The organism is Bradyrhizobium sp. USDA 372 (assembly GCF_053629095.1).
The window spans coordinates 7,148,347-7,169,633 of the sequence record NZ_JBRJHR010000001.1 but is presented as its reverse complement, the minus strand read 5'-3'; the positions used below and the strand labels follow the sequence as shown (position 1 = coordinate 7,169,633).

Sequence of the window (21,287 nt, the reverse complement as noted above, 5' to 3'; positions counted from 1 at the left end):
GGAACCGTCATGCCGGATATTCTCCCGCCAGCGCGCCGAACAGGATCACAGCGGCGGTGGAAGCGGCGCCGCCGCGGCCAAGCTGCTCGGCAAGCTCGGCAATCGTGGTACGGACCAGCCGTTCGTCGGGACGCCCGAGAGATTCGGCGAACAGCGCCGGGGTGCTGGGGGCGAGACCGTGCGCGATCAATTTTGCGGCAAGCGCCGGAAAGGTGCGCCGGCCCATATAGACCACGGTCGTGGCCTCGGGATCGGCCAGCGCGGCCCAATTCAAATTGGGCGGCAACTCGCCGGTGACATCAGCACCGGTGATGAACTGCACCCGGCGGGAGGTATGCCGCCGGGTCAAGGGAATGCCGGCCTCGGCGGCGGCGACACAGGCGGATGTGACGCCGGGAACGATCTCGTAGCCGATGCCGGCTTCGCGCAGTGTTTCCAGCTCCTCCTCGAGCCGGCCGAAAATGCCGGCATCGCCGGACTTGAGGCGCACCACGCGCGCGCCGGTTGCAGCGTAGTCCACCAGGAGACGGTTGACGTGGTGCTGCTTGGTCGAAGGACGCCCGGCCCGCTTCCCCACCGCGACGAGATTGGCACCGGGCCGGGCGAGATCGAGGATCGCGCCGGAGGCAAGGTCGTCATAGAGCACGACATCGGCCTCGCGCAGCCGCGCGGCGCCCTTCACCGTGAGGAGCTCGGGGTCGCCGGGGCCGGCGGAGACGAAAGAGACAAAACCGCTCACCGATCCTCCGCGATCAGATGGAAGAACGTGCCCGTGGCATGGCCACGGCGCGAGCCGGTCTCGGCGATGACCGCGCCGGTGGCGTCGTGCACGACGGCCAGCGGCGTATCGGGTTGGGCGAGGATGGTCGAATAGTGGAATTCGTGGCCGCGCAAGCGCGCGCCCGGCCGATGCCCCGGCATCGGCGCGGCGAGTTCGGCAAGACGATAGCCGAGATGCATGCGGCGCTTGGCAAAGCTGGTCTCCAGGCCGAGCAGTCCCGCCATCTCATGGCTGATACCGTCAGCGTCGGTGAGGCCTGCGCCCAGCACCATATAGCCTCCACATTCGCCATGCACGGGCCGTGTCTCGGCGAAAGCGCGCAAGGAGCTGCGAAAGCGCGCATTGGCCGCGATCGTTCCGGCATGCAGCTCGGGATAGCCGCCCGGCAGCCAGCACACGTCGGCGCTCGCATCGGGCGCTTCGTCGGCCAGCGGCGAGAACGGCACGATCTCCGCGCCCGCCGCGCGCCAAGCTTCCAGCATATGCGGATAGACGAAGGAGAATGCCGCATCGCGGGCCAGCGCGATGCGCTGCCCGGGCGGCGTTACGTTCATGTCGTTCGCCGCAGCTTGCGGCGACCATTTGCCTGCCGATTGCAACACCGCATCGAGACCGACGTGCTCGGCAACGAAGCGCGCGGCCTCGTCGATCAGCTTGCCGATCTCGGCCTGCTCCTCGGCCTGCACGAGGCCAAGATGCCGCTTCGGCAGGCTGATCTCGGCGTGGCGCGGCAGCGCGCCGAACACGGTGATACCGGCCTCGTTCAGCGCGCGCCGCACGAGGTCTTCGTGGCGCGGGCTGGCGACGCGATTGAGCACGACGCCGGCGAGGCGCACGCCGGCGCGGTAATCGCGAAGGCCCGCGGCGATCGCCGCCGCGGTCTGCGCCTGCCCCGAGGGATCGATCACCAGCACCACCGGCCAGCCCAGCATCTCCGCGATATCAGCGGTGGCACCGGTGCCGGAGACGCCGCGTGCGGCGACGCCGTCGAACAGGCCCATCGAGCCTTCGGCGAGGACAATGTCGGCGTCCGTGCCGCGGCTGACGAGATGCGCGATCGTCGTTCGATCCATCGCCCAGCTATCGACGTTGACAGAGGCGCGTCCCGTAGCGGCGGCGTGGAAGGCGGGATCGATATAGTCTGGCCCGCTCTTGAAGCACTGCACGTTCAGTCCGCGATGGCGCCAGGCGCGGGCGAGCGCCAGCGTCAGCGTGGTCTTGCCGACGCCGGAGGCCGGCGCGGAGATGACGAGCGCAGCCGGCATCACGACGCCTCCGGAAAGCGCGGCTCGGCACCGACCGGGCGATAGCGGCGGTCGTAGTCGGCGGCATAGAGGCGGCTCTCGTCGAAATCCGCAGCGCCAAGCGTCTTGCCGATCAGGATCAGCGCGGTGCGCTCCATCTCGCTGCCCACGGCCGCATCGAGCGTTGCCAGCGTCGCGCGCACGATGCGCTGCTCCGGCCAGCTCGCGCGCCAGACGATCGCGACCGGGCAATCCGCGCCGTAATGCGGCGTCAGCTCGGCGACGACCTGGTCGAGCAGATGGATCGACAGGTGAATCGCGAGCACCGCGCCGGTCGCAGCGAACGCGGCGAGCTTCTCGCCTTCGGGCATCGCGCTGGCTCGACCTGGCGTGCGCGTCAGCACGACCGTCTGAGCAAGACCGGGCAGCGTCAGCTCGGTTTCCAGTGCCGCTGCGGCAGCCGAGAATGAGGGAACGCCGGGTGTCACTGTGAAGGGAATCCCAAGCGCGCGCAAACGGCGGAGCTGCTCGCCCATCGCGGACCAGATCGAGAGATCGCCGGAATGCAGCCGCGCGACGTCTTGGCCGTCCGCATGCGCGGCGGCGATCTCCGCGATGATCTCGTCGAGCGACATGGGCGCGGTGTTGACGATGCGCGCTCCCGGCGGGCAATGCGCCAGCACGCCCTCCGGCACCAGCGAGCCGGCATAGAGGCAGACCGGACAGGCCGCGATCAGATCGCGGCCGCGCAAGGTCAGCAAGTCAGGCGCGCCCGGGCCGGCGCCGATGAAATGCACCGTCATGGGCCGTCTCCTTCGGCAATCGCGGCGGTCGCGGTGCGATCCTGCGAGACCACGCGCGTCGCGATCAGACGGGCACGAGGTCCGACCGCGGCGAGCGCCACGGCCTCGGCGACCGATCCCGTGCCGAACCCTTCGGTGATCCGCTGCGACTGCGTCGGCGTATCAATACCGGCCAACGCGTCGGCCGAGACAGCCTTGATCGGAACGCCACACTCCCGCGCGAGCTGCTGCAGCGCCTCTGCATCGGCCTTGTCGCCGACGGTTGCCACGGCCGCGAGACCGTCGGGACCGCCGGCCGCAACAAGCGCCTCCCGTAACGAGGCCAGCGTCACATTTTTCTTGAATCCGAGTCCGGCGACCTTCATCGGACCGTACTCCATTGCACCACTGGCCGCGTCGCCTCCCACGCGCGGTAACGGCCGAGCGGAGCGGCATGCGCGATCTCGACCCGCATCAACTCGCCGCCATGCTGTTGATGCAGCTGGCCGAGCAGCGCTTCCGTCTCCAACGTCACGGCATGGGCGACGAACCGCGTGCCGGGCGTAATCCGCGACCAGACAGCTTCGAACATCGCGATATCGAAGCCGCCCCCGAAGAACACAGCATCCGGCCGGTCCAGCGGAGCGAGCGCGTCGGGCGCGGTGCCCGCAACAACCGTGATCTTGTGTTCCACCCCGAACGCTTCCGCATTGCTGCGGATGTTGGCGGCGCGATCCTCGCGCGCTTCGACGGCAATCGCTGACCCGCCCCCCAATGCCCATTCTACCGAGATCGACCCCGAGCCCGCACCGATGTCCCACAACCTCCTGCCAGGGCATGGACCGAGTGCCGAGAGCGCCAAGGCGCGCATCGGCCGCTTGGTGATCTGACCGTCGTGAGCAAAGAGAACATCTGGTAGTCCCGAACTGCGAGAGAGACCGTTCGCCCCTCTTGCCTCCAGCGCGACAGCAACGAGGCTTCCGGCGGAAACGCGCGTATAGGTCTCCGCGTGAAACTTGCGCACCTTTTCATGGGGTCCGCCAAGCGCGGCGAGGGTCCAGAATAGCGAAACACCCCATCCGCGCTCCGTCAGCCATCTCGCGAGATCAACGGCGGCCTTGCCGTCTCGCACGAGACAGATGATCCGCGCGCCATCCGCCAGATGGGGTACAAGCCGTTCGAACGGCGCGGCATGAAGGCCGAGGCAAACGGCGGATTCGAGCCGCCAGCCCAACCGCGCCGCGGCGAGGGAGAAGGTCGATGGCGCGGGGTGCGCGATCCACTCATTGGCATTGAGCTTCTCGGCGAGAGTAGCGCCGGCGCCGTGCCAGAACGGATCGCCGGAGGCGAGCACCACCGTCGGTCGGCCGCGGCAGCTCAGCACGACATTCGCATCGAACGGCACCGGCCACGGCCGGCCGCGGCTGCCAACCTCGGCAAGCGCGAGATGGCGCTCGCCGCCGAACACGGTTTCGGCCTTGGCAAGCGCCTTTCGGCTTGCCTCCGACAGCCCGGCAAGGCCATCTTCGCCGATACCGATGATGGTCAGCCAGGGTTCACTCATGATTCGCGCCCTCGTTCTGGGCGGAACGGCCGATGCGAGCCTGCTCGCCGCGGAGATCGCGCGCGCCGGCATCGACGCCGTCTATTCCTATGGCGGCCGCACCCGCGCGCCGGCCGATCAACCGCTGCCGACCCGCATCGGCGGTTTTGGTGGCGTGAGCGGGCTGGCCGACTACATCCGCCGCGAAGGCATCACCCATGTGATCGATGCGACGCATCCCTTCGCCGCAGAAATGAGTCGCAACGCCGTCGAGGCGTGCGCGGAAACCGGCACGCCGTTGCTTGCCCTGGAGCGCGCGCCCTGGATCAAGGCACCCGCCGACACCTGGATCGAGGTGGCGGATGTCAACGCTGCCGTCGCCGCGCTGCCTGACGCCGCTGCAAACGTGTTCCTCGCCATCGGCCGCCAGCACATTGCGCCATTCGCGACGAAGCCGCAGCACGCCTACACGCTGCGCTTCGTCGATCCGCCCGACGCGCCCCTGCCCTTCGCGGCCGATGTGATCGTGTCGCGCGGCCCGTTCACCTTCGACGGCGAGCTGAACATGCTGCGCACACGCGGCATCGGCTGGATCGTCGCCCGCAATTCCGGCGGCGACGGCGCGCGCGCCAAGATCGATGCGGCCCGCGGGCTCGGCCTTCCCGTAATCATGATCTCGCGACCAGAGCTGCCCGAGCGCCGACGGGCCGAGCGCGTCAGTGACGTGATGCAATGGCTCGGTCATTCTGCCCGCCTCGGCGCATAGACCCAGCGGCCGACACGGCGTGTCTGCGAATTGCCGACGATCACCAGCGTGCGCATGTCGGCCATCTCGGGCCGCGCCTCTTTCAGCGTAACGGTCACGATCTTCTCGTCAGCCGCACTGATCGCGCGCGCGAAGATCACGAGACGCTCGCCGCAGCCCGCCTCGCGAAGCACTGCCAGCGCCCGGCCGAATCCTTCCGGCCGGCTTGCCGAGCGCGGATTGTACATCGCGATGGCAAAATCGGCTTCCGCCGCAAGGCGCAGGCGTTTCTCGATCACCGCCCAGGGCTTGAGGTTGTCGGAAAGGTTGATCGCGCAGAAATCATGGCCGAGCGGCGCGCCGGCGCGTGCCGCCGCCGCCAGCATCGCGGTGACGCCCGGCAGCACCCGGATCGGCAGATCCCGCCATTGCGGCGCCCGTTCGAGCGCCTCGAACACGGCCGAGGCCATCGCGAACACGCCGGGATCGCCGGAGGAGACGACCACGACCTGCCCGCCTTCGGCGGCAAGCCGCAGGGCTTCGCTCGCACGTTGCAGCTCTTCGCGATTGTCGGAGGGATGCAGGGTGAGCCCAGGCCGCGGCGGCACGCGCGAAACATAGGGCGCATAACCCAGAATATCGGTCGCCGTCGCGAGCGCGGCCGTGACCTCGGGCGTCACCAACGCGTCGCTGCCCGGCCCGAGGCCCGCGATGGTGAGCGTGCCTGTCATTCGGCGGCGTCCAGATGCCGGCCCTTGCCGTGCACGAGCACGATCGCGAAATAGGGACAATCGGCCGCATCGATCTCGGCGAGCCGCGCCACCCGCTCGCCCGGCATAGTGCCGCGCTCGACCAGCCAGGCATCATCCAGCCGCCCGGCGGATACGAGCGCGCGGCGCACTTTTGCGAGATTGCGGCCGGTCTTCATGACGACCAGCGCATCGGAATCGCGCATGCGCCGTTCGAGCTCGGCCTCGGGGAGCGTCCCCATCAGCACCGTCGTGACGTCGTCACCGAGCGCAATCGGCTGGCCGACCCCGTTCCAGCAACCGACCATCCCGGGAATGCCGGCGATCACCTCGATCTCGACGCGGCCCTGCAGGCGCGTGTGCAGATGCATGAACGATCCATAGAAATATGGATCGCCCTCGCAGAGCACGACGACGTCGACGGCGCGCGACAGCCGCGCCAGGCGCTCGGCCCATTCGTCGTAGAAGCCAGCGAGCAGCTGGACATATTCGGGGCTGTCGAAGGCGATCTCCGTCGTGACCGGATACTCCATCGGATATTCGGTGACGCCGCCCGCCAGCATGCCCTCGACGATGCGCCGCGCCTGACCCGGCCTGCCCTTCTTGCGGAAATAGGCGACGTGGCTGGCGCCACGCACCGTGCGATCGGCACGCACGCTCATCAAGTCGGGATCACCGGGGCCGAGACCGCAGCAGATGATGCGTCCCATCTCTATTCGCTCCGGCTCGCAAGCGCGTTCACGGCAGCAACCGTGATGGCGGAGCCGCCGAGGCGGCCGTCGACGGTCAGCGCCGGCGCCGGCGGATCGGCCATCAGCGCGGCCTTGGACTCGGCCGCGCCGACGAAGCCGACAGGACAGCCGATGATCGCTGCCGGCCGCGGACAGTCGCGATCCTCCAGCATGTTGAGCAGATGAAACAGCGCGGTCGGCGCATTGCCGATCGCGACGATCGCGCCGTTAAGATACGGTCGCCATAGTTCCAGCGCCGCGGCCGAGCGCGTGTTGCGCATGGACAAGGCCAGCGCGTGCACGGCGGGATCGCCGAGCGTGCAGATCACGGCATTAGCGGCGGGAAGTCTTGCGCGCGTAATGCCTTCGGAGACCATGCGCGCGTCGCACAGGATCGGCGCGCCCTTCTGCAAAGCCGCGCGCGCGGCAGTCGCCATGTCAGGCGTGAAGCGGATATACGCTTCCAGACCGACCATGCCGGCGGCATGGATCATCCGCACCACGACCTGCTCCTCGTCCGGCGTGAAGCGCGCAAGATCGGCCTCGGCCCGGATGGTCGCAAAAGATTGCCGGTAGATCGCCGCGCCATCGGTCTCGTAGGTGTGCGGCATCAGTTCCCTCCGACCAGGATGGAGGGATCCCTGACGATGTCGGCGCCGTTCAGCCCGCGCAGGATCGGCGCGTCGCGGGTCGAGCCGTCGCGCACGAGATCGAACCCGGCACGCGTCGCAATCAGCGTGACCGCAGCCGCGCCGGAATGGGCGCAGCCCTTGCCGCAGCCGGAGACGTGCAGCCGCGCATCGGCGGCGATGCGCGGCGCCAGCGCTGCTGCCAGCGCGCGCGTATCGGCATGGGCTTCGCGGCAGCGCGGCGCGCCGCTGCAGGCGATGACGCGCAGCGCCGGGTCATAGGGCTCGGTGATGAGCCCCGCCCCGCTCGGCATCTCGCGCTTGCCCTCACTGAGCACCATCCGCCAGGGGGTAATGCGCAGCGCATGGCCGCAGGCAGAGAATTGATGAAGTGTCGCGTGCAGCATCTGCCCGAACGCGACACCGACCATCGCGCCTTGCGGATAGGGCCCGGGCCGCACCGCGGCCATCACGGGGGCCGGCTCGGTCTCGCCGCGCAACGATTGAGGCAACACGGCACCGGATGCGACGTGGGCTGCCATGCGCCCGCGCCCGTCCTTCGCACCGCCGAAGATGATGAACCAGCTTGCGAGCGCCAGCGCCGCGCTCACAGCCTGGCCGCGATCGACGGAGCGGCCGAGCTTGGCGCCGTCGGCCCGCACGAGGAGACCGCCCGAGCGGTCGCGCTCGATGCGGATGTCGGCGGAATCCCCGGCGAGAACGCGCGATCGTCCGTCATCGATGGCGAAGCCGAACTTGGTGGGAAGCGCAAGGCCGGAATGGACAAGCGCCTCCTCGAGCTCCGCCGCAAGCGACTGTGTTTCGTCGCCGCTGCTCCAGAACGGCGTCACCAGGACGTTGCGCCTGGCTTCGATGTCGGCGTCGGGATCTAGCAGTGCCAGTCGCGCAAGACCGTCGAGCAACGGCCGATGGCCGTCCTCTTTGACACCCCTGATCTGCAGATTGGCCCGGCTCGTGACGTCGACCAGACCATTGCCGAAGCGCTCGGCGAGTTCCGCAAGCCCGGAGATTTGCGGCGCTTCAAGGCGCCCGCCGAACGGACGCACGCGCACCACGAGCCCGTCGCCCGATTGCATCGGGCGCAGCGCGCCGGGACACCAGCCCTTGACTGTGGCCGCGCTCATGACGCCTCCTTTAGCGCCGCTGCAATCGAATTGCGGCGGGTTCGCCAGAGCGAGGCTTCGTGCAGGTGCGTGAAGCAGTTTTCCATTGCGGCGAGCGCCGCCGGATTTTCGTGCGCCATGAAGGCGCGGACGTCGTCGTTGCCGAGTGTCGCGTCGTAATAGAGGTCGAACAGATGCGGCGGCACGGCGCCAGCGAGATGCGCGAACGCCGCCATGTGCTCCAGCGTCGCGGTGATCTCGGCGGCGCCGCGAAAGCCATGGCGCATCATGCCGGCGATCCAGGCCGGATTGGCCGCGCGTGCCCGGACGACCCGTGAGATCTCCTCCGTCAGCGTGCGCGCATGCGGCTCGCCGGGCCGTGTCGCATCGAGGTGATAGAGCGACGGCGCGCCTGCGCCGAGATGCGCGGCTGCCGCAGCGACACCTGCCTCATGCGCGGCATAATCGGCGGCGAGCAGCAGATCGGTTTCGGGCAAGTCCTGGACATGGACAAAAGCGTCGGCGGACGCGAGACGCTGTTCGATACCTGCGCGATCCGGCTGCATCGCGCCATCGGCAGAGAACGCCCAGGACGACGCCGACAGCCAGGCTTCGCCGGCGGCCTCGCGCGTCTCCGGCGTGAACGCATCCGAGATAGCCGAGAGCCCGACGCCGTATTGTCCGGGCCGCGGCGCGAACACGCGGGACGCGCGGTGGCGATACGGATTCTCCTCACCCTCTTCTTCTCGCGACGCAAGCGCTTCGGAGGCGGCTTCGAACAATTGCGCCAGACCCGCGAAGACATCGCGGAACAGGCCGGATACGCGCAGCGTGACGTCGATGCGCGGACGGCCGAGCTCGGCCGGCGCGATGATGTCGTAGCCGGTGACGCGGCCGGACGCATGATCCCAGCGCGGCGCAAGGCCGGCCAGATGCAGCGCCATCGCAAACTCCTCACCGGCGGTACGCATCGTCGCCGAGCCCCAGAGGTCGACCACGAGCCCTTTCGGCCAGTCGCCGTGATCCTGCAAGTGACGACGCAGCAGCTCTTCAGCAAGCTTGATGCCTTGCGCATGCGCCGACGGCGTCGGCACCGCGCGCGGGTCGACGGCGAAGAGATTGCGCCCCGTCGGCAGCACGTCCCGTCGCCCGCGATAGGGCGAGCCCGACGGTCCCGGCGCAACGCGTTGTCCGGCGAGCGCGGCACGCAACGCATCCCGCTCCGCTTCGGCACAGGCGCCGCGGCCGAACACGTGCAGGCCGTCGCCGAACTGGCTCTCCTTGAGATCGCAGACGAAGCGATCGATCCGCGGAATCGCTTCGGCCGGCGCAGCCGATGCTTCGAGACCGAGATCCTCTTCGAGGCCGGCCGCACGGGCCTCGTCGCGGATTGCCGCGATCAACCGCTGGCGGCGGGCGGGATCGAGACCATCGGCGGTCGAATATTCGTCGAGCAGCCGTTCGAGCCGGCGCAAAACTTCCGGCACCGCGGATGTCTCAAGCGGCGGCGGCAGATGGCCGATCGTGAGCGCGCCGATGCGCCGCTTGGCCTGCGCGGCCTCGCCGGGATCGTTGACGATGAAGGGATATATGACGGGGAGATCGCCGATCAGCGCTTCGGGCCAGCACGCTTGCGACAGCGCCACGGATTTGCCCGGCAGCCATTCCAGCGTGCCATGTGCGCCCATATGCACGACGGCATCGCAGCCCTGCTGCCGGAGCCAGAGATAGAACGCGACATAGGCATGGCGCGGCGTGCGGGCGAGATCGTGATAGTCGGCATCGCGCGAGGCCGCATCGCCGCGCTCGGGCTGGACCGCGATGATTGACCGGCCGCACGCGATGCCGGCGAAATGGAATACGCCATCGCGGCAGCTCGGATCGTCATCCGGCGCGCCCCAGGCGCGCGCAAGATCGTCCTGCAAGGATTGCGGGAGACACGAGAGCGCCGCCCGATAATCCGCGACGCTCCAATTCAAGCTCTGCTTCAACAGTCTCTCGCGGAGCGCATCCACCGGCGCAACGTCGAAGCCGAGCTCCGCGACATCGGAAATCAACGCCTCGACCGACGCCAGCGCATCGAGACCAACGGCGTGCGCGATCTGGTGCGGCCGGCCCGGATAGTTCGAAAGCACGACCGCCAACCGCTTCTCACTGATCGGCTTCTCCGCGAGGCGCCGCCAAGCCGCGACGCGCGCGGCAACGGCGTTGACGCGCTCCTCGTCGGGCCTGTGCGCCAGGTGCGCGAACTGCAGATCGGGATCGTGCTCTGCCGCCGATTTGAAGCTCACCACGCCCGCGAACAGGCGGCCGTCGACTTCGGGCAGGACCACATGCATTGCCAGATCGCCGGGCGACAGGCCGCGCAGCGATTCCGCCCAATCCTCGCGCCGCGCCGTCGAGAGCGCGACCTGGAACACCGGACAGGACGCGACATCGAATGGCGTCGTGCTGTCATCGCCAAGGGCCGAAAACGCCGTCGCGTTGACGATCGCCGCCGCAGGGTGCTGCGCCAGATGCGCGCGCAGCCAGTCGGCAACGCCTGGCGCCTTCAGCGAGGTGACGAACACGCCGTAGGCGTCAAATCCCTTCTCGCGCAGCGCGGCAATCAAGGCGTCGACCGGCCCGGTATCAGCGGCCGTGACATAGGAGCGATAGAACGTCACGAGCGCGTGCGGCTTCCCCTCGCCGCCCGACGGCGCGGCAATGACGCCGCGCGCGGGATCATAGAATCCCATATCGGGCACGGTCATCTCGCCAATGACAGGTCCGGCGTAGAGCCCCGAGGCGAGCGCGAGCTGCGCGATCGCGGCTTGCGCGGCGACCGGACCGCCAGTGTCGCAGAGCACCTTGAGCCGACGCAGCGTCGAGACCGGCAGGGTCGAGTACGCATCCAGCCGCGTGTCGTCGCGGCCGTCCGCCGGCAGCACGGCGAGCACGATGTTGCGCTCTTTCGCGAGTTGCTGGAGCGCCGCGAGCCCGTACGCCCAATAGGATTCCCCCGCCGATCAGGCGCACCAATATGCCGCGCGCCTGCGACAGCGTGCGCTCGATATAGGTGTCGACCGACAGCGGATGACGCAGCTCGGCGAGATTGGCGAGCCGCAGCGACGGCAGGCTGCCTCGGCCGCGCCGCCAGCCGGCCGCAAACGCGGCAAGGTCGGAGTCCGAATACGAGAGCACCACGAGATCGGCCGGGTCCTGGCCGATGTCTCTTGGCGTCGCGGTCTCCTCGAGACCGCGGCTCTCGCGGAAGACGACGTGCATCAGATGCCAGATCCTGAAAGACCAAGTCCTGCCTTGATGGCGGCCTCGTCGATATCGCCGTGCTCGCCGATCACGACGAGCTTGGACTGCCTGTGACCCGCGCCCCATGGCTTGTCGAACTGGTGGCGCACGCGCTCACCGACCGCCTGCAGCAACAGGCGCATCGGCTTGCCCGCGACCGCGATGTAGCCCTTGGCCCGCAGCACGTTCTGCTCGCGCGCCAGCTTCTGCACCGATGCGACCAGCGCCTCGATATCCGCGACCTCCGGAAGGTCGATCACGACGGAGGCGAAATCATCATGCTCGTGCTCTTCCTCGCCGTCATGATGCGAGGGGCGCGCGGCGAGATCGTTCTCGGCCGCCGCACCGAGCCCGAGAATGACGCGCGCATCGATCGCGCCGTCTGTGACCGGCAGCATCGGCACGCGGCGCGGCATCTCGGCGGTGATCGCCGCCTTTGCGGCTTCGATGCCCGCGGTGCCCGCAAGGTCGGCCTTGGTCAGCAGCACGATGTCGGCACAGGCGATCTGGTCTTCGAACACCTCCGACAGCGGCGTCTCGTGATCGAGATTTTCGTCCGCCGCGCGCTGCGCTTCGACCGCAGCCGGATCCGGCGCGAAGCGGCCGGCCGCGACAGCCTCGGCGTCGGCCAGCGCAATCACGCCGTCGACCGTGATGCGCGAGCGGATCTCCGGCCAGTCGAACGCCTTCAACAGCGGCTTCGGCAATGCCAGGCCGGAGGTCTCGATCAGGATGTGATCGGGCCGCACCGGCCGCGCCAGCAATTGCTCCATCGTCGGAATGAAATCATCGGCCACCGTGCAGCAGATGCAGCCATTGGCGAGCTCGACGATGTTCTCCTCCGGGCAGTTCGCATCGGCGCAAGACTTCAGGATCTCGCCATCGACGCCCTCGCTGCCGAACTCGTTGACGAGCACCGCGAGCTTCTTGCCGCCGGCATTGCTGAGCAGATGCTGGATCAGCGTCGTCTTGCCGGAACCGAGGAAACCGGTGACCACCGTAACAGGGACTTTTGCGAGCGAGTTCATTCAGCGGCCTCCGGCACGACGGCAATGGGGGGAATGCGGGCAAGCGACTGCTTGCGGAAGATTTCGGGACGGCTGCGCCAGGGCACGATGCCATCGGGCGCGGCAGCGTAGGCAGCGGCGCCTGCGACCACGTCCTGTGCGTTCGCATCGGACAGGCGACCATAGACATAGGACCAGCGGCCGGGTGCGCTGAGCGCGACCGAGCAGCCCTGGCTGCAGGCCGACAGGCATTCGACGGGAACCACGCTGACGCCCTCCGGCACGCCGGCCTCGAGGATCGCGCCGTGCAGGCGCTTGCCGGGCGTCGTCTCGCCCTCGCCCAGCGTCTGGCCGGCGCGGCAGGTGATGCAGACATGAAGTGTGACGGTCATCGCCTCTTCCAGATAACAGCGGGAGGCGATGAGGCGCACGGACCATTCTCCTGAAGGCCCGCTTCCCCGTCGCGGAACACCCCGTCCGCCGGTCCAAAACTCGTCCGCGCTGGCAGGTCTCCCGGCTTGCGGAGCAGGGTTTTGGCCCTTCGATCCCCGCCTTCCCGATTCCGAAAGGAATCAGTGGCTTCGGGCATCTCTCCGGTCACGGTCGCGGGGGCGGCTGCTGTTTGGATCCAAATCTTGCCGATTCGGACCCTATCGCATTCCCTCTTCGCCTGTCATAGGACAGGAACCAACGCCGGGCCACCATTTGCCGGTGGCCGCCACTTGTCAAGCCGAAGGACCGGGTCCCATGACGTCTGAACCGGATACCCAATCAGCCGAGGATACCGACATCAGGCACGCCCAGAAGATGGCGAAGAAGAAGGCCGCCCGCGACAAGATCATGGCGACCAAGAGCGGCGAAAAGGGCCTGATCATCGTCCATACCGGCGCGGGCAAGGGAAAATCCTCCTCGGCCTTCGGCATGATCGTTCGCTGCGTCGCGCATGGCTTCCCTTGCGCGGTGGTGCAATTCATCAAGGGCGCCTGGGATACCGGCGAACGGCGCCTGCTCACCGGCCATTTCGGCGATCTCTGCCAGTTCCACGCGATGGGCGAAGGCTTCACCTGGGAGACGCAGGACCGTGCCCGCGACATCGCCGCCGCACGCGCCGGCTGGGAGAAAGCCAAGGAGCTGATCCTTGACGCGAACTTGCGTATGGTCGTGCTCGACGAGATCAACATCGCGCTCCGCTACGACTATCTCGACATTGCCGAGGTGGTGGAGTTCCTGACGACGCAGAAGCCGCCGATGACGCATGTCGTGCTCACCGGGCGCAACGCCAAGGACGAGCTGATCGAGATCGCCGACCTCGTCACCGAGATGACGCTGGTCAAGCATCCGTTCCGTTCCGGCATCAAGGCGCAGGCCGGCGTCGAGTTCTGAAGGCACGATGGCACGCGCATTGATGATCCAGGGGGCCGGCTCGGACGTGGGCAAATCGCTCATCGTCGCCGGCCTCGCGCGCGCCTTCACGCGCCGTGGTCTGCGGGTGCTGCCGTTCAAGCCGCAGAACATGTCGAACAACGCCGCCGTCACCGTCGATGGCGGCGAGATCGGCCGCGCCCAGGCGCTTCAAGCGCTTGCCGCCGGCGTCGAGCCGCACACCGACATGAACCCGGTGCTGCTCAAGCCCGAGACCGACGTCGGCGCGCAAGTCGTGGTCCATGGCAAGCGCATCGCGACCGCACGCGCGCGCGAATACGCGGCGATGAAGCCGTCGCTGATGGGCGCGGTGCTGGCGAGCTTTGAACGGCTGAAGGCGCGGGCCGATCTGGTGCTGGTCGAGGGCGCCGGCAGTCCGGCCGAGGTGAATTTGCGCAAGTCCGACATCGCCAATATGGGCTTTGCCCGCAAGGCGGATGTGCCGGTCGTGCTGGTGGGCGACATCGATCGCGGCGGTGTCATTGCCCAACTGGTGGGCATCAAGACGGTGATCGATCCCGACGATGCCGCGATGATCTCCGGCTTCGTCATCAACAAGTTCCGCGGCGATCCCACGCTGTTCGACGACGGTTACAGGCTGATCGAAGCGAAGACCGCCTGGCGCGGCCTCGGCGTGCTGTCCTGGTTCGCGCGCGCCGGCGAGCTGCCGGCCGAGGATGCGCTCGGCCTGCGCGACGCACGCAAGCCCGGTCAATGCAAGATCGCCTGTCTCGCACTGTCGCGGATCGCCAATTTCGACGATCTCGACCCGCTCAAGCTCGAGCCAGGCGTCGATCTCGTGATGGTGCGCCCAGGCGAGGCAATCCCGGGCGACGTGCGCCTCGTTATCATCCCCGGCTCCAAATCCACCCGCGGCGACCTCGCCTTCCTGCGCGCGCAAGGCTGGGACATCGATCTCCTCGCGCATCACCGCAGGGGCGGCCATGTGCTCGGCCTCTGCGGTGGCTATCAGATGCTGGGCCGCAGCGTCGCCGATCCCGAGGGCATCGAGGGACCTGCGGGCGACACGCCGGGCCTCGGGCTTCTCGATGTCGAGACGGTGATGAGCCCGCAGAAAACGCTGACGCGCGTTGCGGCCGTACATGCCGCGACGGATCAGCCGATCCAGGCCTACGAGATTCACATCGGCCGCACCGACGGCCCGGATCGCGCCCGCCCCTTCGCGAAGTTGGGCGGCGAGCCCGAAGGCGCCATCTCGCGCGACGGACGCGTGCAGGGCAGCTATCTGCACGGCCTGTTCACGTCGGATGATTTCCGCAAGGCATACCTCGCCAAGCTCGACATTCCCGCAGGCGAGGAACCCTATCACGACCGGGTCGAAAGCGCGCTCGAGGCGCTGGCCGATCACATCGAAGTCCACCTCGACGTCGAAGGCCTGCTCGCACTAGCGCGCTAGGGCCTCGGCCAGGCGCGTCCATTCGGCTTCCCTGCCGGGAAGCCCGAGGCGCAGCCATGTGGGCTGTTGCGCGAAGACACGGGACCAGATGTGGGCGCGCGCGAGCCTCTCTTGCGCGGTCTGCGCGTCAGGCGTTTCGTACAAGCGGAACAGCGGTGTGCCGCCGATCAGCCGCCAGCCTTTCGAATGCGCCATCGCGTCGAGACGACGACAGTCGCGCGCGAGCCGCGCCGACGTCGCCTCGGCCCAGGCCTTATCGCGCAAGGCTCGGCAGCCGATTTCGATCGCCGCGCCTGAAACAGGCCATGGGCCCGACATCGCGGCAAGCCTGTCGATATCGGCGGCATCACCGATTGCGAAGCCGAGCCGCAGGCCGGCCAACCCATAAAACTTTCCAAAGGACCGCAGCACCAATAGTCCCGGCCGATCCGCGTCGGGCGCAAGCGACAATTGCGGATCGGCATCGGCAAAGCTCTCGTCGATGACGAGGTGGCCGACGCGCCGGAGCAATGCCAGCAAGTCCTTCGGCGCATGACGTCGACCGTCGGGATTGTTGGGATTGACCACGATGGCGAGGTCCGCACCCGCGAGCGCATCGAGCTCCGCAGCCTCCTGGACATCCCAGCCCGCGGCCGACAGCACCCCGGCATATTCGTTGTAGGTCGGTGCGAGGATGCGCGCGCGCCCTGGCACCGCAAGCTGCGGCAGCAATTGGATGGCGGCCTGTGCACCGCCCATCGCAACGACCGGGGCGCTCGTGCGATAGGCCTGCAGGCCGGCCCGATGCAGGGCCTCGATCTCGGCACGCGAGGGCAGCGCGCTCCACGCGCGCGCGCTCACCTCGCCCACGGGATATGGCAAGCGGTTGATGCCCGTCGACAGGTCGATCCAATCCTCCGCGCGTCCGCCAAAACGCTGCTGGGCCAGGTCCAGATTTCCGCCGTGCTCACGCATGCCCCGTTCTTTCACGCGAAGGCCAGGATCGCAAGCAGGCCTGCGACCAGCGACATGGCACGACGGTAGACGGTCAGCGCCTCCGCAATGTCGGCGGCGCGCGGATCGCGCGCGCCTTCGTTCAGCCAAGGCTCGTCGGTCGCAGTGCCGTGATAGATGCGGGGACCGCTGAGCCGCACACCCAGTCCGCCCGCCATCGCCGCTTCCGGCCAGCCGGCATTGGGCGAGCGATGCCGGCGCGCATCGCGCGTCATGCAGGCCAATGCCTCCGACCGCTGCGGTGCCAGCAGCACGAACAGGAATCCGGTGAGCCGCGCCGGGATGAAATTGACGACATCGTCGATGCGCGCCGCCACCCAGCCAAAGGCTTCGTACCGTTCGCTGCGATGGCCGATCATGGAATCCAGCGTGTTGATGGCCTTGTAGCCGAGGATACCGGGCAAGCCGAACAGCGCGCCCCAGAACACCGGCGCGATGATGCCGTCGGAGGCATTTTCGGCAAGGCTCTCGATCGCCGCGCGCGCGATGCCGGCTTCATCGAGCGCTGCGGGATCGCGGCCGACGATGCGTGAGACCGCTTCGCGCGCGGCGGCGACGTCGCCGGCCAGCAAGGGCGTGGCGACGGCAGCCACATGATCTTGCAGCGAGCGCAGCGCGACCAATGGCCAGGCAAGGATGCCAATCAGCACGATCTGGATCCAGCCCGAAGGCAACAGCGATTGAAGCGCCCAACCGAGCGCAGCGGAGAGCGCGATCACCGCAAGCGCGCCGGCGACGCCGGCGGCTCGACGCAATGCCGGCGGATCGGACGCGCGATTCCAGGCGGTGTCGATGGCAGCAATCAGCCGGCCGAGCCAGGTGACGGGATGGCCGATCCGCGCGAACAGCCATGCCGGCCAGCCCAGAAGGGCATCCACCGCCATCGCCACCACCATCGCGCCCGCAAAGTCCACATCGGTCTCCTGTCCCGCCCCTGTTGCGCAAGACGGCGGCCGAGCGCAAGCCCCTCGCCCCCTGATTTCGGCTTTGTCTTTGGCCGCGTTTGATGATTAGTGCTCATCGCAGGAGACCTTCATGGCCGTCATTCTGATCACCGGCGGGGCGCGATCGGGCAAGAGCACCCGGGCGGAAGCGCGCGCGCGCAGCTTTGCCGGCCAGCCCGTCTACATCGCGACGGCCGAGGCGCTCGACGGCGAAATGCAGGAACGCATTGCAAGACACCGCGCGCGCCGCGGAACCGATTGGATCGAGCGCGAGGTGCCGCTCGATCTCGTGCCCGCGCTGCTCGCAACCGATGGCGGCGGCGCAAGGCTGGTGGATTGCCTGACACTCTGGCTTTCCAACCTGATGCATGCCGGGCGCAACTGGGAGCACGAGGTGAACGCGCTTGCCGCGACCCTCTTCAATCTCAAGAGCCCGGTCGTCCTCGTCACCAACGAGGTCGGCCTCGGCATCGTGCCCGACAATGCGCTGGCGCGCAGCTTCCGCGATGCCGCCGGGATCATGAACCAGATCATTGCCGGTGTCGCCGACGAGGTCGAGTTCGTCGTCGCCGGCCTGCCGATGAAGCTGAAATGATCCCGCGCGCCGAACTGCTCAAAGACATCGTCGCCGATCTCAGGATGGCGACATCGTTCGTGACGATTCTCCCGGTGGCATCCTCGAAGCCTGCCGATGATGGCGCGATCGCGCGCGCGACTTGGGCGCTGCCCGTCGCGGGACTGCTGGTCGGGCTCGCTGGCGCCCTCACTTACAAGATCGCCATTCGATTCGGACTGACGCCGAGCCTTGCCGCTTTGCTCGTGCTGGCCACGACTGCCCTCATCACCGGCGCGCTGCACGAGGACGGACTGGCCGACACCGCGGACGGACTTGGCGGCGGCCGCACGCGCGAGCGCAAGCTCGAGATCATGCGCGACAGCCGGATCGGGACCTATGGCGTCTGCGCACTGATCCTGTCGTTCGGCCTGCGCTGGAGCGCGCTTGCGACGATCGCAAATCCGTGGGCCGTCACGCTCGCGCTGTGCGCGGCGCACGTTGCCGCCCGCGCCGGCGTGCCGGCCTTCATGTCGCTGGTCCCGCCGGCGCGGCCTGACGGTTTATCGGCCGGCGCCGGGGCGCCGCCCGGCCGCAGCGTGGCCATCGCCTTCGCGCTTGGAACGCTCGCGCTTGCCCTGGCGTTGGGGCCGGGCAAGGCGCTGGTCGGCCTAATCCTGCTATCGCTGGCCGGCCTGATGCTGGCGCGGCTTGCCATCCGCCAGATCGGCGGGCAGACCGGCGATATTCTCGGCGCGTTCGAGCAGACGGGCGAGATCCTGATCCTGCTGGTGGCCGCGTCCTTCCAGATGGGGCGATGACCTCATGGTCGAGTTCGACGATACCTTCCGCCAGCACCTGCGCGAGCTGTTCGTGTGGCGCCGCGACGTGCGCCGCTTCCGCAGCGATCCGCTGCCGGAGGGTGCCATCGATCGCCTGATCGAGACCGCTTGCCTGTCGCCTTCGGTCGGCCTCAGCCAGCCCTGGCGCTTCGTCGTCGTCAACGATGCCACGCGGCGCCGGGCGGTCGCCGACGATTTCAAGGCGTGCAACACCGACGCGCTGAACTGCTATTCCGGCGAACGCGCGGCCCGCTACGCCACGCTGAAGCTGTCGGGCCTCGAACAGGCCCCCGGCCACCTCGCCGTGTTTGCCGACAAGGCCAGCGACATCGGCCACGGCCTCGGGCGCGCGACCATGCCGGAGACGACCGAATATTCCGTGGTCGCCGCCATCACCGCGATGTGGCTCGCCGCCCGCGCCGAGAGCATCGGCATCGGCTGGGTCTCGATCCTCAATCCGGATCGCATTCACGCCATCCTCGATGTGCCTGAAACCTGGAAATTCATCGCCTATCTCTGTGTCGGCTATCCGGAAGCCGAATGTGACCAGCCCGAGCTGGAGCAGGCGAAATGGGAGCACCGGCGCGGCGCGGAGGAGTTTACGCTGCTGCGCTAAGCGGATCGCGCCCCGGGCAGAGACCAGCAGTCGATCCATCCTCCGTCATTGCGAGCGAAGCGAAGCAATCCAGAATCTCTCCGCAGAAAGGGGCTGGATTGCTTCGTCGCAAGGGCTCCTCGCAATGACGGTGGTGAGAGAGTGGGGCTCGCAATGACGGGGAAAAAGCGTCAGGCCGCCGCTACGACTTGCTCCTGCCGGCCACCGCCGCCACCGGCGCGGGGCTTTCCGGCTTCTGGAACATCAGCAGCGGCCGGAAGATGACGCGGCCATAGGCCTCGTAATGGTTCTGGGTCGAGACCGCCATCTTCAGCGGCGTCGCGTAATTGGCCTCGAAGGTCATGAACGGCGCGTAGGTCCAGGAGAAGCCAACGCCGACCGAGGCCATTTCGGTGACGCCGGGGAAGGTCGAATACACCGCCCCCCAGTCGGTGAAGACGTAGGTGTCGAAACCCCTCAACCATTGCGACCAGTTGTAGTGCAGCTCGGCGTTGAAATAATAGCCGCTGTCGCCGGACGCCGCGCTGGAGGGATAGCCACGCACGGTGGTCGGACCGCCGATCGAAAAAATCTGATCGCCCGGCAGCAGCTTCTCCTGCGTGTACTGCCAGCTCGCCAGCACGTTGGCGCTGAAGTTCGCGGGCCCCGCGGCGCTGGTCGCGATCAGCGAGCCGGTATAGGTGTTGAACGCGCGGTTGTTGCCGAGCACATAGTCATGCCACGCGATGTAGTTCACCGCCGGCGAGACCGTGATCGAATAGGTGTTGCCGGACTTGGTCACCGAGACGCCCGCCGTGGTCTTGTCGTAATGATCGTCGGTGACGGCGACGGTGGCAAAGCGGCTGACGGTCTTGCCCTCGGTCAAGGCGGCGTTGAGCAGCACCAGCCAGTCCTGGGTCACCCAGACCGGCTGGCTGAGATTGACCGACGCCTGGCTTGAGCGTCCGGTGACGTCGAGCGCGACGAACGGCCCCTGGATGATCTTGATCTTGCCTTCGGTGTAGCTGACGCCGACACGCCCGCCCCAGGGATTGAAGGGAATGCTGTAGGCGACATTGCCGTTGAGATTGCCGTCGGAGCGGACGCCGTAGAAGGTCAGGCGGTCGTCGACACCGAACAGGCCGTGGCGCTTGTAAAAGGTGCCGCCTTCCCAGCGCCCGGTGTTCTCCACGCCCTGATTGTCGACGAAGAGCTGCCAGGTGTCGACCGGCGGCTCGATCACCGCGAACTGGAGGTCGGTCAAGCCGAAGCTCGAGCCGGGCTGCAGCAGCGCCTTGATCTGCACGTCGTTGGTCCGGTTGAACCAGATCACGTCGCGGTTGAGCTTGGGAACGTCGAGCACCTCCCCTTCGGGCTCCTTCACGCGATCGAGGATGTAGTCGGTGCGGGTCTGCTTGTTACCCTCGACGGTCGTCTTCTGGAGCCGGCCCTCGGTCAGCTTGACGCGGACGATGCCGCCCTTGGCGTCCTGCTCCGGCAGCGTCGCGATGCCCGTGATGATGCCGCGCGCGACATAGATGGCATTGATGTCGGCGACGAGCTGCAGCAGCGCGGCGATGTCGACATCCTTGCCGACATATTTCTTCGCGATCTCGTCGAGCTCCGCCGGCGTGATGAACTTGGACTCGTCGAACGTGACCTTGCGCAGCCGGAACTTCGGCCCACCCGGCTTGAGGAACTGGGACTTCTCCCGCTCGCCGCCGATCACTGCGGGCCCGGTGAGCTTGGGCGGCGCGCTCTGCTGCTCGAGCTGGCGGCGCTGCCGGTCAATGTCCTGCTGGATCGCGCCGGGATTGATCGACTGGGCACGCGCGGAGGCGATGCACGATGCTGTCAGCCCGACCGCCAATGCTGCCCGCAGAATCCGCATGCCCAAG

General features: G+C 67.8%; 20 protein-coding genes, 1 pseudogene and 1 riboswitch. Of the genes and pseudogenes, 6 read left to right on the top strand and 15 right to left on the bottom strand.

Translation table 11 applies throughout. The annotated features are described in order from the left end of the window. Positions 1–7: 7 nt before the first annotated feature. Genes cobA through cbiE form a run of 5 tightly spaced genes read right to left on the bottom strand, consistent with a single transcriptional unit; the run spans position 8 to position 4,371 of the window. Positions 8–739 (bottom strand): uroporphyrinogen-III C-methyltransferase, encoded by a 732-nt coding sequence (gene cobA / locus AB7M16_RS33375; RefSeq protein WP_172784384.1) that lies wholly within the window; start codon positions 737–739, stop codon positions 8–10. Continuing rightward, positions 736–2,046 (bottom strand): cobyrinate a,c-diamide synthase, encoded by a 1,311-nt coding sequence (locus AB7M16_RS33370; RefSeq protein WP_453946547.1) that lies wholly within the window; start codon positions 2,044–2,046, stop codon positions 736–738. The genes cobA and AB7M16_RS33370 overlap by 4 nt, the downstream gene beginning before the upstream one ends. Then, positions 2,046–2,828 (bottom strand): precorrin-4 C(11)-methyltransferase, encoded by a 783-nt coding sequence (gene cobM, locus AB7M16_RS33365; RefSeq protein ID WP_260383034.1) that lies wholly within the window; start codon positions 2,826–2,828, stop codon positions 2,046–2,048. Before cobM ends, AB7M16_RS33370 begins: the two co-directional genes overlap by 1 nt. Further along, on the bottom strand, positions 2,825–3,193 hold the full coding sequence (locus tag AB7M16_RS33360) for a cobalamin biosynthesis protein (protein WP_260383033.1): 369 nt from the start codon (positions 3,191–3,193) through the stop codon (positions 2,825–2,827). Before AB7M16_RS33360 ends, cobM begins: the two co-directional genes overlap by 4 nt. Beyond that, the gene (gene cbiE, locus AB7M16_RS33355) at positions 3,190–4,371 is read right to left on the bottom strand and encodes a precorrin-6y C5,15-methyltransferase (decarboxylating) subunit CbiE (RefSeq protein ID WP_453946546.1); all 1,182 of its coding nucleotides are present in this window, start codon (positions 4,369–4,371) and stop codon (positions 3,190–3,192) included. The genes AB7M16_RS33360 and cbiE overlap by 4 nt, the downstream gene beginning before the upstream one ends. On the opposite strand from cbiE, the gene AB7M16_RS33350 reads away from it, so the two are divergent. Further along, on the top strand, positions 4,370–5,116 hold the full coding sequence (locus tag AB7M16_RS33350; RefSeq protein ID WP_260383031.1) for a cobalt-precorrin-6A reductase: 747 nt from the start codon (positions 4,370–4,372) through the stop codon (positions 5,114–5,116). The two genes, cbiE and AB7M16_RS33350, sit on opposite strands and share 2 nt — an antisense overlap. On the opposite strand, the gene cobJ is transcribed toward AB7M16_RS33350, so the two are convergent. The 7 genes and pseudogenes from cobJ to AB7M16_RS33315 all read right to left on the bottom strand — a co-directional run bounded on the left by cobJ (position 5,092) and on the right by AB7M16_RS33315 (position 13,015). Continuing rightward, on the bottom strand, positions 5,092–5,826 hold the full coding sequence (cobJ, locus tag AB7M16_RS33345) for a precorrin-3B C(17)-methyltransferase (RefSeq protein WP_260383030.1): 735 nt from the start codon (positions 5,824–5,826) through the stop codon (positions 5,092–5,094). The genes AB7M16_RS33350 and cobJ overlap by 25 nt on opposite strands. After that, positions 5,823–6,554 carry a precorrin-2 C(20)-methyltransferase gene (locus AB7M16_RS33340; RefSeq protein ID WP_260383029.1) on the bottom strand — a complete coding sequence of 244 codons (732 nt, stop codon included), beginning with the start codon at positions 6,552–6,554 and terminating at the stop codon, positions 5,823–5,825. Before AB7M16_RS33340 ends, cobJ begins: the two co-directional genes overlap by 4 nt. Positions 6,555–6,556: 2 nt before the next feature. Next, positions 6,557–7,186 (bottom strand): precorrin-8X methylmutase, encoded by a 630-nt coding sequence (locus AB7M16_RS33335; protein ID WP_260383028.1) that lies wholly within the window; start codon positions 7,184–7,186, stop codon positions 6,557–6,559. Beyond that, positions 7,186–8,349, bottom strand: coding sequence for a precorrin-3B synthase (gene cobG, locus AB7M16_RS33330; RefSeq protein WP_453946545.1), 1,164 nt, complete (start codon positions 8,347–8,349; stop codon positions 7,186–7,188). The genes AB7M16_RS33335 and cobG overlap by 1 nt, the downstream gene beginning before the upstream one ends. Continuing rightward, a pseudogene (cobN, locus tag AB7M16_RS33325) lies at positions 8,346–11,595 on the bottom strand (cobaltochelatase subunit CobN). The gene cobG and the pseudogene cobN overlap by 4 nt, the downstream one beginning before the upstream one ends. Next, entirely contained in the window at positions 11,595–12,644 is a 1,050-nt protein-coding gene (gene cobW / locus AB7M16_RS33320; RefSeq protein WP_453946544.1) for a cobalamin biosynthesis protein CobW, read from the bottom strand. The pseudogene cobN and the gene cobW overlap by 1 nt, the downstream one beginning before the upstream one ends. Next, the gene (locus tag AB7M16_RS33315) at positions 12,641–13,015 is read right to left on the bottom strand and encodes a DUF1636 family protein (protein WP_025035271.1); all 375 of its coding nucleotides are present in this window, start codon (positions 13,013–13,015) and stop codon (positions 12,641–12,643) included. The genes cobW and AB7M16_RS33315 overlap by 4 nt, the downstream gene beginning before the upstream one ends. A 94-nt stretch (positions 13,016–13,109) precedes the next feature. Next, positions 13,110–13,330, bottom strand: a riboswitch (cobalamin riboswitch). Between the two features lie 40 nt (positions 13,331–13,370). Between AB7M16_RS33315 and cobO the strand changes: the two genes are divergently transcribed. Together cobO and AB7M16_RS33305 are read left to right on the top strand one after the other, a co-directional pair. Beyond that, positions 13,371–14,006 carry a cob(I)yrinic acid a,c-diamide adenosyltransferase gene (gene cobO / locus AB7M16_RS33310; RefSeq protein ID WP_260383023.1) on the top strand — a complete coding sequence of 212 codons (636 nt, stop codon included), beginning with the start codon at positions 13,371–13,373 and terminating at the stop codon, positions 14,004–14,006. A 7-nt stretch (positions 14,007–14,013) separates the two neighbouring features. Next, positions 14,014–15,462 carry a cobyric acid synthase gene (locus AB7M16_RS33305; protein ID WP_453946543.1) on the top strand — a complete coding sequence of 483 codons (1,449 nt, stop codon included), beginning with the start codon at positions 14,014–14,016 and terminating at the stop codon, positions 15,460–15,462. Here the strand turns inward: AB7M16_RS33305 and cobD are convergent. Together cobD and cbiB are read right to left on the bottom strand one after the other, a co-directional pair. Further along, positions 15,451–16,416 carry a threonine-phosphate decarboxylase CobD gene (gene cobD, locus AB7M16_RS33300; protein WP_453946542.1) on the bottom strand — a complete coding sequence of 322 codons (966 nt, stop codon included), beginning with the start codon at positions 16,414–16,416 and terminating at the stop codon, positions 15,451–15,453. The genes AB7M16_RS33305 and cobD overlap by 12 nt on opposite strands. An 11-nt stretch (positions 16,417–16,427) precedes the next feature. Continuing rightward, positions 16,428–17,369: an adenosylcobinamide-phosphate synthase CbiB gene (cbiB, locus tag AB7M16_RS33295; protein ID WP_453946541.1), complete on the bottom strand. Its 942-nt coding sequence runs from the start codon at positions 17,367–17,369 to the stop codon at positions 16,428–16,430. 121 nt (positions 17,370–17,490) lie between these two features. Here cbiB and cobU point away from each other — a divergent pair, with 121 nt between their 5' ends. From cobU to bluB, 3 genes are read left to right on the top strand one after another with little or no spacing between them, the layout of a single operon-like run. Continuing rightward, positions 17,491–17,994 carry a bifunctional adenosylcobinamide kinase/adenosylcobinamide-phosphate guanylyltransferase gene (cobU, locus tag AB7M16_RS33290; protein WP_439363661.1) on the top strand — a complete coding sequence of 168 codons (504 nt, stop codon included), beginning with the start codon at positions 17,491–17,493 and terminating at the stop codon, positions 17,992–17,994. Beyond that, positions 17,991–18,773, top strand: coding sequence for an adenosylcobinamide-GDP ribazoletransferase (gene cobS, locus AB7M16_RS33285; protein WP_453946540.1), 783 nt, complete (start codon positions 17,991–17,993; stop codon positions 18,771–18,773). The genes cobU and cobS overlap by 4 nt, the downstream gene beginning before the upstream one ends. A 4-nt stretch (positions 18,774–18,777) precedes the next feature. Beyond that, positions 18,778–19,410 (top strand): 5,6-dimethylbenzimidazole synthase, encoded by a 633-nt coding sequence (bluB, locus tag AB7M16_RS33280; RefSeq protein WP_212256820.1) that lies wholly within the window; start codon positions 18,778–18,780, stop codon positions 19,408–19,410. Positions 19,411–19,591: 181 nt separating this feature from the next. On the opposite strand, the gene AB7M16_RS33275 is transcribed toward bluB, so the two are convergent. Beyond that, positions 19,592–21,280 carry a ShlB/FhaC/HecB family hemolysin secretion/activation protein gene (locus AB7M16_RS33275; RefSeq protein ID WP_453947293.1) on the bottom strand — a complete coding sequence of 563 codons (1,689 nt, stop codon included), beginning with the start codon at positions 21,278–21,280 and terminating at the stop codon, positions 19,592–19,594. Positions 21,281–21,287 lie beyond the last annotated feature (7 nt).

What these genes read in the sequence shown, in the direction of transcription:
- cobS (WP_453946540.1), top strand. Translation starts at nt 17,991, where the DNA reads ATGATCCCGCGCGCCGAACTGCTCAAAGACATCGTCGCCGATCTCAGG.
- cobG (WP_453946545.1), bottom strand. Translation starts at nt 8,349, where the DNA reads ATGAGCGCGGCCACAGTCAAGGGCTGGTGTCCCGGCGCGCTGCGCCCG.
- cobU (WP_439363661.1), top strand. Translation starts at nt 17,491, where the DNA reads ATGGCCGTCATTCTGATCACCGGCGGGGCGCGATCGGGCAAGAGCACC.
- bluB (WP_212256820.1), top strand. Translation starts at nt 18,778, where the DNA reads ATGGTCGAGTTCGACGATACCTTCCGCCAGCACCTGCGCGAGCTGTTC.
- cbiE (WP_453946546.1), bottom strand. Translation starts at nt 4,371, where the DNA reads ATGAGTGAACCCTGGCTGACCATCATCGGTATCGGCGAAGATGGCCTT.
- AB7M16_RS33360 (WP_260383033.1), bottom strand. Translation starts at nt 3,193, where the DNA reads ATGAAGGTCGCCGGACTCGGATTCAAGAAAAATGTGACGCTGGCCTCG.
- AB7M16_RS33275 (WP_453947293.1), bottom strand. Translation starts at nt 21,280, where the DNA reads ATGCGGATTCTGCGGGCAGCATTGGCGGTCGGGCTGACAGCATCGTGC.
- AB7M16_RS33315 (WP_025035271.1), bottom strand. Translation starts at nt 13,015, where the DNA reads ATGACCGTCACACTTCATGTCTGCATCACCTGCCGCGCCGGCCAGACG.
- AB7M16_RS33350 (WP_260383031.1), top strand. Translation starts at nt 4,370, where the DNA reads ATGATTCGCGCCCTCGTTCTGGGCGGAACGGCCGATGCGAGCCTGCTC.
- cobD (WP_453946542.1), bottom strand. Translation starts at nt 16,416, where the DNA reads ATGCGTGAGCACGGCGGAAATCTGGACCTGGCCCAGCAGCGTTTTGGC.
- AB7M16_RS33340 (WP_260383029.1), bottom strand. Translation starts at nt 6,554, where the DNA reads ATGGGACGCATCATCTGCTGCGGTCTCGGCCCCGGTGATCCCGACTTG.
- cobO (WP_260383023.1), top strand. Translation starts at nt 13,371, where the DNA reads ATGACGTCTGAACCGGATACCCAATCAGCCGAGGATACCGACATCAGG.
- AB7M16_RS33370 (WP_453946547.1), bottom strand. Translation starts at nt 2,046, where the DNA reads ATGCCGGCTGCGCTCGTCATCTCCGCGCCGGCCTCCGGCGTCGGCAAG.
- cobJ (WP_260383030.1), bottom strand. Translation starts at nt 5,826, where the DNA reads ATGACAGGCACGCTCACCATCGCGGGCCTCGGGCCGGGCAGCGACGCG.
- AB7M16_RS33335 (WP_260383028.1), bottom strand. Translation starts at nt 7,186, where the DNA reads ATGCCGCACACCTACGAGACCGATGGCGCGGCGATCTACCGGCAATCT.
- cobW (WP_453946544.1), bottom strand. Translation starts at nt 12,644, where the DNA reads ATGAACTCGCTCGCAAAAGTCCCTGTTACGGTGGTCACCGGTTTCCTC.
- cobM (WP_260383034.1), bottom strand. Translation starts at nt 2,828, where the DNA reads ATGACGGTGCATTTCATCGGCGCCGGCCCGGGCGCGCCTGACTTGCTG.
- AB7M16_RS33305 (WP_453946543.1), top strand. Translation starts at nt 14,014, where the DNA reads ATGGCACGCGCATTGATGATCCAGGGGGCCGGCTCGGACGTGGGCAAA.